Raw genomic sequence first — 12,631 nt, 5'->3', positions numbered from 1 at the left:
CCGGATCACTGGCGCGCGATCACCGCGCAGGCCAGGCGCGGGCCGGCGTTGCCGGTGGGCTGCGTTGTGTAGTCGTCCGGGTCGCGGTGCACGATCAGGCCGCGGCCGACGATGTCGGCGTTGCCGCTGCCCACCGCGATGCTGCCGGACTCGAAGCTGAAGCGCGCCACGCCCATGGCGTCGGCTTTCAGGCTGGGCAGGTCACCGACATGGTGCTCGGCGCCGCCATGCGCGCCATGCTTGAGCCCGCCCGGGTTGAAGTGGCCACCGGTGCTCATGCCGTCGCCGCTGGAACAGTCGCCCTTGTCGTGTACGTGAAAGCCATGTTCGGCGCCGGGCTTGAGCCCGCGCACTTCGCCGCTGACGAGCACCTTGCCGCCCTGCTGGACGAAGCGCACATCACCGCTGGTGGTGCTGCCGCGCGTGGGCTGGAGCTGGGCGCTGGCCGTGGGGCCGGCGGGCGTGGCGCAGCCGGCCAAGAGGGCCGCCAGGGCCAGGAAAGGAAGGGTACGCGTCATGGGGTGTCTCCGATGTGTTGAAGGGCTCGGTTCACTCTAACCCTGGGGTCGACATGGCGCTGCACGTCGCTGGCCTGACCCTGCTGACATCACAGGCTCTGGGGCCGGGCCTCAGCGGCGCGTGGCGTCCGGCGCGTGGTGGGCCAGCAGCCGTTCGAGTTCGCGGTCGTGGATGCCGTGGGCCCGCAGGCTCACATAGGTCTGGTGCGCATAGTCATGCGTACTGCCGTAACGGCCGCAGGCCTGCGCAAAGATCTGGCGGTACTGTTCCGGGCTCAGCGCCCCGGTGTAGTTGGGGCTGCGGCGCGACAGCGTGAAGGCCAGGGCCGAAACAGGGCCGTGTGGCGTCTCGCAGCGCAGCCAGCGCGGGTCGTAGACCCCCGTGGGCATCTCGCGCTCCCACAGCGTGCCCAGCACGGCCGGTGCCTGCTGCCGGTGCACCCGGAACACCACACCATGACAACTGCCGCCCGTGAGCAGGCCGAAGACCAGGCCGGGGTTGTCCGGCGTGCCGCGGTTCACCCGGCTCCACATCTTGAGTGCGCGGTGCCAGCCGCGCACATGGGCCGGCCGTCGTTCCTCGAAATCGAAGTCGGGCCGCCAGATCAGCGAGGCGTAGCCGAAGATCCAGAGATCGCCGTGCCCGCCCCATTGGTTCAGCGTGGTGGCCAACATGGGGGCTGGATCACGCAGGGGCGGGGGGAGCTTGAAGGTCGGGTTCACAAGGGACCGAAGAGGCTGGAACTGCGCTGCGTGACCCGCAACCAAGCATCCAGGGCTTGCGGCTGCGCGTAGAAAAATCCTTGCATGGCGTGGCAGCCGCGGGCGGCCAGGAAGTCGGCCTGCGCACGCGTCTCCACACCCTCGGCGACCACCTTGAGGCCCAGGTGCCGGGCCATGGAGAGGATCATCTCGACGATGGCGGTGTCGCCCGGGTCCTGTGGTGTGTCCTGGATGAAACTGCGATCGATCTTGAGTTCGTGCAGCGGCAGGCGCTTGAGGTAGGCGAGGCTGGAGTAACCGGTGCCGAAGTCGTCGACCGAGAAGCGGATGCCGCGCGCGGCCAGCGCGTCCATGCGCGGGATGGTGTGCTCCAGGTTTTCGAGCAGCAGGCCTTCGGTGACCTCGAAGACCAGCAGGTCGGCCCGGGCGCCGCTGCGTTCGAGCACGGCCAGGACCTGCTCGACGAAATCGGCCTGGTGGAACTGGCGCGGGCTGACGTTGAGCGAGACCGGGATGGCGTGTCCTGCGGCCAGCAACTGCCGCTGGGTGAGGCAGGCCTGTTCCAGCACCCAATGACCCAGACGCAGGATCAGGCTGCTCTCCTCGGCGATGGGGATGAAGCGCGCCGGCGATACGGCCCCGTGCAGCGGGTGCGTCCAGCGCAGCAGCACTTCCACCCCGACCACCGTGCCGGTGGCATCCCACTGGGACTGCAGGTGCAGCGCCAGCTGCTGCCGGTCGATGGCCAGCGCCAGCTCACTTTCCAGCGCCAGCTGCGCTTCCACCTCCTGCTGCATCGCCGCTTCAAAGAAGGCGACACGGTTGCGGCCCGCGGCCTTGGCGCGGTACATGGCCGTGTCGGCGTTGCGCAGCAGGTCTTCGGTGCGCTGCGGGGCCGGCCCCAGCACGACCACGCCGATGCTGGCACTGGCGCTGTAGGGCTGGCCGTCGAGGATGAAGGGCTGCTCGAAGGCTTCGCGCACCTTGCCCGCCACGACCCTGGCGACGCGTGCATCGCTGTCATGTTCCTGCGCCGGGCGGGTCGAGAGGATCACGAACTCGTCGCCGCCCAGGCGGGCCACGGTGTCTTCTTCGCGCATCAGGCTGCCCAGGCGCTGCGCCACGGCCAGCAGCAGGGCATCGCCGGCGGCGTGACCGCGTGCGTCGTTGATGTTCTTGAAACGGTCCAGGTCCAGGTAAAGCAGCACGCCGCTCATCGGGCTGCGCCGGGCGGCGGCCAGGGCCAGGCCCAGGCGGTCCATCAGCATGCGGCGGTTGGGCAGGCCGGTGAGCTCGTCGAAATAGGCCAGGCGGTTGAGTGCGGAGGCGGTGCGCTGCAGTTCCTCATTCACGCGTTTCAGGTCCTCCTGGCCTTGCGCCAGCGAGTGCGAGATGACCAGCTGGCGTTCGAGCGATCGTTCGAGCTGGTTGAGCAGCACAGCGCAGGAGATCGTGATGATCGCGTTGATGAAGACGAAGTTGATCGTGATGACGACCCACTCGACGAAGGGGCGGGTCTCGAAGCCCGGCACATGCAGGTCGGCATTCGCAAGGTAACCCAGGCTCATCAGGGTCAGGGCGTTCAGCACCAGCGCCAGCAGGGCCGGACGCAGGCCGAGCAGCAGCGCGGCCATGACGGGGAAGGCCATCAGGTAGATCTGGCTGACCGGTCCGATATGCATCAGGAACCAGACGCCCAGCAGGTAGATCAGGGCCAGCAGGTTCCAGGCGCGGAAGCGGTAGGGCAGGCTCTTGCGGCGCCACAGGACCAGCACCCAGGCCAGGGCCGCGATGTCGATCCAGGCAATCGCCCACAGCTCATGGCGCAGGGCCAGCCAGACGCTGGGCACGGCCGTCAGTCCGCCCAGCACCGCGATGAACATCAGGATGGTCGAGAGGATGCGGGCGCGCCAGTCGTGCAGCACTTCGGGCTCCACCGGGGGGGCGGAGAGCATGCCGCGCAGCTTCGCAAACGGTCTCAAGGTACAGGACCTCGCTGGGGAGGGTTCACGTCGATGCGGACCGACCGGCCCGCATGACTGCATCCTAGCGTGTGTTGGTCCTGACGGGCCGACGCCAGGCCGGATGTTTCGCGACTTATGACGGAAAAGTCACGCCCCGCGTGGGCGGCGGGTTCAGGCGTCGCGCTGGATCAGTTCGATCTTGTAGCCGTCCGGGTCGGTGATGAAAGCGATCAGTGTGTCCCCGCCCTTGACCGGGCCGGGCTCGCGCGTGATGTTGCCGCCCTTGGCACGGATCTGCTCGCAGGTGGCGTAGATGTCGTCCACGCCCAGGGCCACATGGCCATAGGCCCCGCCCATGTCGTAGGTGTCGATGCCGTAGTTGTAGGTCAGCTCAAGCTCGGCCTGTTCGGGGTTGCTCGCGTAGCCGACGAAGGCCAGTGCGTACTTCTGCTCGGGGCGGTCGGTGGTGCGCAGCAGCTTCATGCCCATGATGCGGGTATAGAAGTCGATGGAGCGTTGCATGTCGCCGACGCGCAGCATGGTGTGCAGGAATCTCATGGCAGTGGTGTAGCGGGGTTGAAACGGCATGGAGCATACCGCTTCCCCAGCGCACCCGTGCCGCTGGGGAATAATCGCGGCTGGACTGTTCAGCGGAAATCTTCATGGCCACCTTCAACCAAGTCATCCTCTATACCGATACCGACGGCCGCGCCCGTTTTCGCGAGGAGCAGCTGCCGCTGGGGCTAGGTACGCCGCAGTCCATGTTGTCCGAGGTGTTTGCCTCGGGCGGTTACCAGTTGCGCCACAGCCCGGTGGGTTTTCGCAGCAGCTTTCACTGCACCGGGGCGCCGCAGTGGTGTTTCATCCTGCAGGGGCAGATGGAAATCGGCTTGCAGGGCGGTGTGTCGCGTGTCTTCGGGCCCGGCCAGCACTTCTACTCTGCCGATCTGCTGCCCGAAGGCGCCACCTTCGATCCGGCCGTGCACGGCCACTGGAGCCGCCAGGTCGGCCCGGACCCGCTGGTGACGCTGTTCGTGCGCGGCTGATTCAGCGTCACCAGGCCCTGCACCGGGACGGTGTCGTTCAGCGCCTGGCACCTGTGCGGGTGCCGCGCTGGCCGCCACTCAGAAAAAAACGGCCCCGCAGGGCCGTTTTTTTTGTACCGGATGTTGGCGCGCTTCAGTGGCTGATGCGGCCGTAGTTGGTGCGCAGCGGATCGACGCCACCGGGGACCCTGTCGCCGCCACCACCACCACCCTGGCCACCCGAGCGGCCACGTCCGCCCCCACCACCACCGCCGCGACGGCGTCCACCCTGGCTCAGGGCATCGGTACCGGTGCGCAGCGGATCAGGCTGGCCGCCGTTGCCGCCGCCCTGGCCCTGGCCGCGCGGGCCGTTGCCGCTGCGGCGCGGCTCGCTGTTGCGACCCTGGCCCTGACCTTGAGCGCGTTGACCCTGGGGTTTGGCCTGGCCGCTGCGCGGCTGGTTCTGCCCACCGCCGCTGCGCTGGCCCTGTCCCTGGCCGCCGCCCTTGCTGCGTTCGCCCTGGCCGGCCTTGTTGTCGCGCATGCGCTGCATCATCTCGGAACGCGCAGCCTTGGCCGCTGCGGCCATGACTTCGCGGCTCGGAGGCTTGCCGGCGCCACCCCAGATGGTCTGGCGACCCATGGCGATGGGTTCGGCGCGCTCATCCGGCTCGGGGCCGAAGCCTTCGACCACCTGCACTTCGATCTTCTGCTTGGTGAAGCGCTCGATGTCGGCCATGAAGCCTTCCTCGTCGAGGCAGACCAGGTTGACGGCAGCGCCATCGGCACCCGCGCGGCCGGTGCGGCCGATGCGGTGCACATAGTCTTCGCTGACGTTGGGGATCTCGTAGTTCACCACGTGCGGCAGCTCGTCGATGTCGATGCCGCGTGCGGCGATGTCGGTGGCCACCAGGGCGCGCACGTCACCGCTCTTGAAGCCGGCCAGCGCCTGGGTGCGGGCCCCCTGGCTCTTGTTGCCGTGCAGCGCCATGGCGGTGATGCCGTTCTTTTCGAGGTACTCGGCCACGTTGTTGGCGCCGAACTTGGTGCGCACGAAGACCAGCACCTGGCTCCAGTTGTGCTGCTGAATGATGTGGGCCAGCAGGGCTTTCTTCTTGCCGCGGCCCACCGGGTGGATGACCTGGGTGATGCGCTGCACCGTGGTGTTGCGCGGCGTGACCTGCACGCTCTGCGGGTTCTTGAGCAGGCCGTTGGCCAGTTCACGGATCTCGTCGCTGAAGGTGGCCGAGAACAGCAGGCTCTGCTTGTCCTTGGGCACCAGGGCCAGCACCTTCTTCACGTCATGGATGAAGCCCATGTCCAGCATGCGGTCGGCTTCGTCGAGCACCAGGGTCTGCACGGTGGACAGGTCCAGGAAACCCTGCTGCTGCAGGTCCAGCAGGCGGCCCGGGGTGGCCACCAGGATGTCCACGCCCTTCTTGAGGCGGTTGATCTGCGGGTTCATGCCCACACCGCCGAAGACGACGGTGGAGCTCAGCTGCAGGTACTTGCCGTAGGTCTGGACCGATTCCTCGACCTGGGCGGCGAGTTCGCGCGTGGGGGTGAGCACCAGGGCGCGGATGCCGGTGCCGCCCCATTTGTTCTGCGCGCTGCGGCTCATGGTCAGGCGATGCAGCAGGGGCAGGGTGAAGGCGGCGGTCTTGCCGGTGCCGGTCTGGGCGCCGCCGAGCAGGTCGTGGCCCTCGAGCACCAGCGGAATCGCCTGGGCCTGGATGGCCGTGGGGGTCTCATAGCCCTGCTCGCGCACAGCCTTCAGGATGGCCGGAGCCAATTTCAGATCTTCAAAGTTCATGGTGATGGCGCCCATCCGGGCGCTGGGATATCGGCCAGTACAGGTACCTGGGGTACCTGGCCAGTCAAAGGCAGATAGGGTTCAAGGGTGAGACCGTCGGTCCGCGGGACGCGGTGACAAAGCCCCCAGCAGTGTGCTGATGTTGCGCGCAACTGAACGGCAACGGACATCATTGTCGCATGCTTCGGCGGATGATGCTTGCCAGGCGCCGTTATTTGACGGAAATTGTTCCTTCTCGCCATTTTTGTCATACCCGTAACAAAATGTTGTCAAGGTGTGGGCGCTGTCATGGACTCGGTAGAAAATGTAACAAGCACCGTGCACGAGCCCGGGCAATGAGCAAAGAATCCATGAAAAAGTTTCGCATGCGGCGTCTGGGCGTGTCGGATGATCCGACCCTTGAGAAGCCGTCCCTGCACGATTGCATCGAGGCGGTGCTGGAGCAGTCCGGCCCGCTGATCGATGACGTGATCAAGGGCCTGGATCTGGCCATGCATCAGGTCGGCGGCAAGGTTTCCAAGGTCAACGAACGCGGCCTGAGCCTGCCCATCGTCGAGGAATTGCGCCGCCAGGCCGAGGCCGTGCGCGCCACCTTCGGCGTGCAACTGCGCCTGGCGATCTACCGCAGCGGCAGCCATGCCAGCGACCCGGAGGCGCTGGTGCGCTTCGAGGACATCCAGCTGCTCGACGAAGGCCAGCTCGACGCCAACATCGAGTTCGCCATGGCGCAGCAGGAGATCCAGATGGCGGTGGACGAGGTGATGCCGCCGCTCAATGCCCTGATCAGCAGCCTGATGGGCTGGATGTCGGTGCAGGCCCACCTCAACCCCCTGCGCCCGGAGACCTTTGCCCGCGCCTTGCGCGAGACCCTGCTGCAGCACGTGCCCAGCGAGCAGGCGCGCACCGCGCTGATCACCCCGGCCGCCGGCATCCTGGGCCACAGCCTGCGCACGCTCTACAAGGAGCTGGGCGACTGGCTGCGTTCGCAAGGGATCGAGCCCGTGGTGCCGCTGCTGACCTCCGCCGCGCCGGCGCCGGGCGGCACGCCGGCCGAGCACCCGGTCACCCGCACCATGCTGACGCTGGACAAGCTGCGTCGCCTGCTGACGACGGAGATCGATCTCAACGGGGGGAGCAACCGGGGCAAGGATTTCCTGCACACGGTGCCGGCCTCCATGGTGGCGCTGGAAGACCTGCGCATGGTCGAGCCCATGATCAAGCGCCTGAGCGAACGCGCCCTCAAGGACGCCAAGGCCGCGGCCAAGGGCAAGAGCACCAACATGAACCGCGAGCTCGGCCAGCAGCTGGGCGAAGAGGTCGTGCGTCTCATGATGGAAAACCTGGGCAAGGACCAGCGCCTGTTGCCGCCGGTGCGGGCCCAGGTCAAGGAGCTGGAGCCGCTGTTGTTGCGCCTGGCCCAGGCCGACCCGCGTTTCTTCACCGAGCGCAAACACCCGGCGCGCCAGTTCCTGGACCGCATCACGCACCAGAGCCTGGGTTACAAGACCGAGAATGACGAGCGTTTCCAGCGCTTTCTGAAGATGGTGTCATCGTCGGTGCTTGAGCTGCTGGGCAGCGACGGTCACCCCGAGTCCTTTGCCCGGGCGCTGACCATGCTCGATGCCCAGTGGTCGCGGGTGGACCTGGCGCTGCGGGCCAAGCAGGAAGATGCGGCGCGCGCGCTGATGCATGCCGAACAGCGCAACATGCTGGCGCAGCGGCTCGCGGCAGACTTCCAGGAACGCCTGCGCGACAAGAAGGTTCCGGATTTTGTGGCCGCCTTCCTGTGCGGCCCCTGGGCCCAGGTGGTGGCCGAATCGCAGCTGCGCAACCCCGACGGTACGACCGACGGACAGGGCTACCTGGACCTGGTGGATGACCTGATCTGGAGCGTGCAGGGCAAGCTGGCGCGACGCAACCGCGATCGCCTGGTGCAGCTGGTGCCCAATCTGCTGGTCAAGCTGCGTCATGGCCTGCTGCTCATCGACTACCCGCCGGAGCGCATCCCGCGTTTCCTGGACCAGCTGATCGCCCTGCACGAGAAAGCCTTTGAGCCGCCCAAGGTGCAGCCTGCCCCGGCGCCTGCGCCGGCCTCACCGGCTCCCCCGGCTCAGCCCATGGTGCTGCCCGAGGAGCTGGGCGGTCCGGTCGAAGGCCTGGAAGTCACCGAACTCGATGGCTTCCCCGACGAGCTGCCCCAGGAATTTTCGCAGGAGTCGGACGAGGAAAGCACCGGCTTCGGCGTGATCGAGGCCGCCGCCTCTGACCAGATCTGGATGGCCGGCCACGAGGCCGACGAGGCCGGCTACCTGCCCGAGGGTGATGTCATGCCGGGTGCGGCGCCTGCTGGCGCACCGGTGTCCGGCGCCTGGAACGCCGCCGAGCTGGCCATCGGCTGCTGGGTCGAGCTGCAGCTCAAGGGCGAGTGGGTGCGCGCCCAGCTGACCTGGGCCAGCCCGCACGGCACCCTTTTCATGTTCATCTCGGGCAAGGGGCTGGCGCACTCCATGTCGCGCCGCACCATGGAACAGCTGCGCACGCGCGGCCTCATGCGCATCGTGTCCGAGCGCCACATGGTGGACAACGCGCTGGACGCCGTGGCCCAGACGGCGCTGCTCAACGCCCGCAACCAGTCCAAAACCTGAGGGAGCCCGGCAGGCGGGGATAATGCGGGTTTTACCCCGCAGAATCCACCGTCCATGGCCCAATACGTCTTTTCCATGAACCGCCTCGGCAAGATCGTGCCGCCGAAGCGTTACATCCTCAAGGACATCTCCCTGTCCTTCTTCCCCGGTGCCAAGATCGGCGTGCTCGGCCTCAACGGCTCGGGCAAGTCCACGCTGCTCAAGATCATGGCCGGCGTCGACAAGGAGTTCGAGGGCGAGGCCATTCCCATGGCCGGCCTGAAGATCGGCTACCTGCCGCAGGAACCGCAGCTCGACCCCAATGAAACCGTGCGCCAGGCCGTCGAGGGCGGCATGGGCGAATCCAAGGCTGCGCAGGCCCGTCTGGAAGAGGTGTACGCGGCCTATGCCGACGAGAACGCCGATTTCGACGCCCTGGCCGCCGAGCAGGCCAAGCTCGAAGCCATCATCGCCACCGCCGGCGACGGCGGTGACCACCAGCTGGAAATCGCCGCCGACGCGCTGCGACTGCCGCCCTGGGATGCCGTGATCGGCAAGCTTTCCGGTGGCGAAAAGCGCCGGGTGGCGCTGTGCCGCCTGCTGCTGTCCAAACCCGACATGCTGCTGCTCGACGAGCCCACCAACCACCTGGACGCCGAATCGGTGGACTGGCTGGAGCAGTTCCTGCAGCGTTACTCCGGCACGGTGGTGGCCATCACCCACGACCGCTACTTCCTGGACAACGCGGCCGAATGGATCCTGGAAATGGACCGCGGCTCGGGCATCCCCTACAAGGGCAACTACAGCGAATGGCTGCAGCAGAAGCAGGCCCGCCTGGAGCAGGAGCAGAAGGGCGAAGAGTCCCGCGCCAAGGCGCTGAAGAAGGAACTGGAATGGTCGCGCCAGAACCCCAAGGCGCGCCAGGCCAAGAGCAAGGCCCGCCTGGCCCGCTTCGAGGAACTGTCCGACTACGAATACCAGAAGCGCAACGAGACGCAGGAAATCTTCATCCCCGTGGCCGACCGCCTGGGCAATGAAGTGATCGAGTTCAAGAACGTCAGCAAGTCCTTCGGCGACCGCCTGCTGATCGACAACCTGAGCTTCAAGGTGCCTGCGGGTGCCATCGTCGGCATCATCGGCCCCAACGGTGCCGGCAAGTCCACGCTGTTCAAGCTGATCGCGGGCAAGGAACAGCCCGACAGCGGCGAGGTCAAGATCGGCCAGACCGTGAAAATGGCCTTTGTCGACCAGACCCGAGATGATCTGTCCAACGAGAAGACGGTGTGGGAAGACGTTTCCGGCGGCCTGGACATCCTGACCGTGGGCAAGTTCCAGATGGCCAGCCGCGCCTATTGCGGCCGCTTCAACTTCAACGGCGGCGACCAGCAGAAACGCGTGGGCACGCTCTCGGGCGGTGAGCGCGGCCGCCTGCACCTGGCCAAGACCCTGATCGCCGGCGGCAACACCCTGCTGCTGGACGAGCCCTCCAACGATCTGGACGTGGAAACCCTGCGCGCGCTGGAAGACGCGCTGCTGGAGTTTGCCGGCTCGGTCATGGTCATCAGCCATGACCGCTGGTTCCTGGACCGCATCTGCACCCACATCCTGGCCGCCGAAGGCGACAGCCAGTGGACCTTCTTCGACGGCAACTACCAGGAGTACGAAGCCGACAAGAAGAAACGCCTGGGTGAAGAGGGCGCCAAACCGCATCGCGTGCGCTTCAAGGCCCTCAAATAGGGTACAAAGCGGCATCGTCCATCTGCGGAAGCTGCACACATGAGCACACGTCCACAACCGGTCGCCCGCAGTGCCCAGCTCGACGGCCTGATGCGCGAGGCCTCGCGCCGGGGCCTCGACATCATGGACGGCGTGCTGCGCCGGACCCGCGAGACCCTGCAGCAGCAGATCGACCAGACGCGCGACCTGCTGGCGCGCGATGCCCGTTCCCGCGTGGTCTCGGTCCTGGTGCAGTCCGCGCCGGAGATGCGCGCACGTTTCCCCGAGACCCTGCAACGCGCCTTCGAGCGTGAACTGGGCGACAACCCCGTGACCACCACCCTGGACGCGGGCCCTGCCAGCATCAAGTTCGAGCAGCTGGAGCTCATGGACGAGCAGGAGGTGCAGATGCGCATCAGCGCGGTGCGCGGCCTGCAGCAGGCACTGCAGGATTCCGAGCACGAGCTGACCGAACTCAACACCCTGGTCAGCGCCCTCCTGGGTTTCGACCAGGTGCGCCCGGAACGCAACCCCTTCCGGCCCGAGGTGTATGTCGATGCCCTGCAGGGCCTGATCAGCGAGATGCAGGGCGACAGCGCCGCGCAGACACAGTGCCGTCAGATCATGGTGCCCTTGCTGGGCAAGGGCCTGCGTCCGGTTTACCAGGAACTGCTGGCCTACCTGAAGATGCAGAAGGTCCAGCCGGTGGGTTATGTCATCCAGCGTACGGCTTCCTCCGGCGCGGGACAGGCGCCCGCCCAGGTCTCGCCCGTTCGGGGTGCCATGGCGAGCGGGCCGGCACCGATGCCACCGTCGCAGGGCGGACTTGCGCAGCAGGTCTATGCCGGCCAGCTGACCGTGCAGCAGTTGCACGGCCTCGTCTCGGGTGCGACGCCTGGTGCCGACCAGCTGGTGCAGGAAGTGGTCAAGCTCATCCTCGCCAGCATCACCGGCGATGAGCGCATCCTGCCGCCGGTGCGCGAGCTCATTGCCGGGCTCAAGCCGGCCTTGCTGCAGCTGGCCCGCAGCGACCTGCATTTCTTCAGCGACAAGCAGCATCCGGCACGCCAGCTGCTCGAGGAACTGGCGCAGCACAGCTTTGCGTACGACCGGGTCGAGGCCGAGGGTTTCGCCGAATTCCTGGCCGACATGCGCGACACGCTGGCTCGCCTGAACCCGGCCGCGGGTGCGTCCGAGACCTTCGCGCGCGTGCTGGTGCGCCTGCGCCACATCTGGTCGCAGGCCGAACAACGCCGCCAGGTGCAGCAGCAGGCCGCGGTGCAGGCGCTGCAACAGGCCGAGAAACGCAACCAGCTGGCGCGCCAGATTGCCGCACACATCCGCAAGCAGCCGGGCGCGGTGCTGGTGCCCGACCTCGTGGTGGACTTCGCCTGCGGTCCCTGGGCCCAGGTCATGGCGCAGGCCCAGATCGAGGGCAAGGTCGAGCAGCCCGGCGCACCCGACCACGTGGCCCTGCTCGAAGACCTGTTCTGGAGCGTGCGACCTGACCAGGTGCGCCAGCAGCCAGGGCAGCTGGTCAAGATCATTCCGCAACTGGTGCAGGGCCTGCGCCAGGGGCTGCAGAGCATCCACTACCCTCCCGACCAGCTGCAGCAGTTCCTCGACCAGCTCTTCGCCCTGCACCAGGGAGGCCTGGACAGCGGCGCCGCACGCAGCCCGAAGCCGGCGGCCCCACCCGTGGCCAAGACCTGGCTGGCGCCCGAGGAGGCGCGCGATTCCGGCTTCATGGACGACCTGGGGGCGGAGGATGCCCCCGATTTTTCTGCCACGGTGCCGGCCGGGTTTCCGGCCGAATTCCCGGCGACCGAGCCCATGGGCCTGGTGGCAGGGGAGGGCGATGATGGACAGCTGCCGCCCGACGAGGCTGCGGCATCGGCGCTGCCAGCGCTCTCGCTGGACCAGCTGCAGCCGGGGCACTGGGTCGAGTTGCTGGTCAGCGGGCAGTGGATGCGCCTGCAACTGGCCTGGCTGAGCGACAACGCGAACCTGTGCCTGTTCTCCAGCGCAGGGGGCGCCAACCACTCCATGACACGACGCATGTTCGACCGCCTGGTCGCGCGGGAACACCTGCGCCTGGTGGCACAGGGGCCGGTGGTCGAGCGCGCCTTCGATGCCGTGGCCGAACTGGCCATGCGCAACAGCGTCTACATGGACATCCAGGCCGATCCGCCGGCCTGAGAACTTGCGAGTGAATCCACGGCGCTGCGTCCGTCTTGCGCCCGGGTCG

The 12,631-nt window shown here is 67.2% G+C and carries 9 protein-coding genes; 4 read left to right on the top strand and 5 right to left on the bottom strand.

Annotation, left to right across the window (positions count from 1 at the left end):
- Positions 1-5 precede the first annotated feature (5 nt).
- The 4 genes from AC1RRP_RS02335 to gloA form a co-directional block, all read right to left on the bottom strand.
- On the bottom strand, positions 6-518 hold the full coding sequence (locus AC1RRP_RS02335) for a superoxide dismutase family protein (protein WP_493032855.1): 513 nt from the start codon (positions 516-518) through the stop codon (positions 6-8).
- Positions 519-629: 111 nt separating this feature from the next.
- Positions 630-1,193: a gamma-glutamylcyclotransferase gene (locus AC1RRP_RS02330; protein WP_493032853.1), complete on the bottom strand. Its 564-nt coding sequence runs from the start codon at positions 1,191-1,193 to the stop codon at positions 630-632.
- A gap of 44 nt (positions 1,194-1,237) precedes the next feature.
- A complete protein-coding gene (locus AC1RRP_RS02325; protein WP_493032851.1) occupies positions 1,238-3,196 on the bottom strand; it encodes a putative bifunctional diguanylate cyclase/phosphodiesterase in 1,959 nt (652 codons plus the stop codon).
- 180 nt (positions 3,197-3,376) lie between these two features.
- Positions 3,377-3,763 carry a lactoylglutathione lyase gene (gloA, locus tag AC1RRP_RS02320; RefSeq protein ID WP_493032849.1) on the bottom strand — a complete coding sequence of 129 codons (387 nt, stop codon included), beginning with the start codon at positions 3,761-3,763 and terminating at the stop codon, positions 3,377-3,379.
- A 104-nt stretch (positions 3,764-3,867) separates the two neighbouring features.
- On the opposite strand from gloA, the gene AC1RRP_RS02315 reads away from it, so the two are divergent.
- Entirely contained in the window at positions 3,868-4,251 is a 384-nt protein-coding gene (locus AC1RRP_RS02315; protein ID WP_493032847.1) for a cupin domain-containing protein, read from the top strand.
- A 133-nt stretch (positions 4,252-4,384) separates the two neighbouring features.
- On the opposite strand, the gene AC1RRP_RS02310 is transcribed toward AC1RRP_RS02315, so the two are convergent.
- Positions 4,385-6,043: a DEAD/DEAH box helicase gene (locus AC1RRP_RS02310; protein WP_493032845.1), complete on the bottom strand. Its 1,659-nt coding sequence runs from the start codon at positions 6,041-6,043 to the stop codon at positions 4,385-4,387.
- Between the two features lie 350 nt (positions 6,044-6,393).
- Between AC1RRP_RS02310 and AC1RRP_RS02305 the strand changes: the two genes are divergently transcribed.
- Genes AC1RRP_RS02305 through AC1RRP_RS02295 form a run of 3 tightly spaced genes read left to right on the top strand, consistent with a single transcriptional unit; the run spans position 6,394 to position 12,582 of the window.
- Entirely contained in the window at positions 6,394-8,688 is a 2,295-nt protein-coding gene (locus tag AC1RRP_RS02305; protein ID WP_493032843.1) for a DUF1631 family protein, read from the top strand.
- 54 nt (positions 8,689-8,742) lie between these two features.
- Entirely contained in the window at positions 8,743-10,404 is a 1,662-nt protein-coding gene (gene ettA, locus AC1RRP_RS02300) for an energy-dependent translational throttle protein EttA (RefSeq protein WP_493032841.1), read from the top strand.
- Between the two features lie 39 nt (positions 10,405-10,443).
- Entirely contained in the window at positions 10,444-12,582 is a 2,139-nt protein-coding gene (locus AC1RRP_RS02295) for a DUF1631 family protein (protein ID WP_493032839.1), read from the top strand.
- Positions 12,583-12,631: the final 49 nt, after the last annotated feature.

It is taken from the genome of Hylemonella sp. GW821-FHT12C09 (assembly GCF_058807395.1).
Note: the sequence above shows the minus strand (reverse complement) of the source record. Positions and strands in the feature narration are given on the sequence as shown.

Bases quoted from the DNA above. Each gene is read 5' to 3' on its own strand.
- AC1RRP_RS02315 (WP_493032847.1), top strand. From the start codon at position 3,868: ATGGCCACCTTCAACCAAGTCATCCTCTATACCGATACCGACGGCCGC.
- AC1RRP_RS02325 (WP_493032851.1), bottom strand. From the start codon at position 3,196: ATGCTCTCCGCCCCCCCGGTGGAGCCCGAAGTGCTGCACGACTGGCGC.
- AC1RRP_RS02330 (WP_493032853.1), bottom strand. From the start codon at position 1,193: ATGTTGGCCACCACGCTGAACCAATGGGGCGGGCACGGCGATCTCTGG.
- AC1RRP_RS02305 (WP_493032843.1), top strand. From the start codon at position 6,394: ATGAAAAAGTTTCGCATGCGGCGTCTGGGCGTGTCGGATGATCCGACC.
- gloA (WP_493032849.1), bottom strand. From the start codon at position 3,763: ATGAGATTCCTGCACACCATGCTGCGCGTCGGCGACATGCAACGCTCC.
- AC1RRP_RS02335 (WP_493032855.1), bottom strand. From the start codon at position 518: ATGACGCGTACCCTTCCTTTCCTGGCCCTGGCGGCCCTCTTGGCCGGC.
- AC1RRP_RS02310 (WP_493032845.1), bottom strand. From the start codon at position 6,043: ATGAACTTTGAAGATCTGAAATTGGCTCCGGCCATCCTGAAGGCTGTG.
- AC1RRP_RS02295 (WP_493032839.1), top strand. From the start codon at position 10,444: ATGAGCACACGTCCACAACCGGTCGCCCGCAGTGCCCAGCTCGACGGC.
- ettA (WP_493032841.1), top strand. From the start codon at position 8,743: ATGGCCCAATACGTCTTTTCCATGAACCGCCTCGGCAAGATCGTGCCG.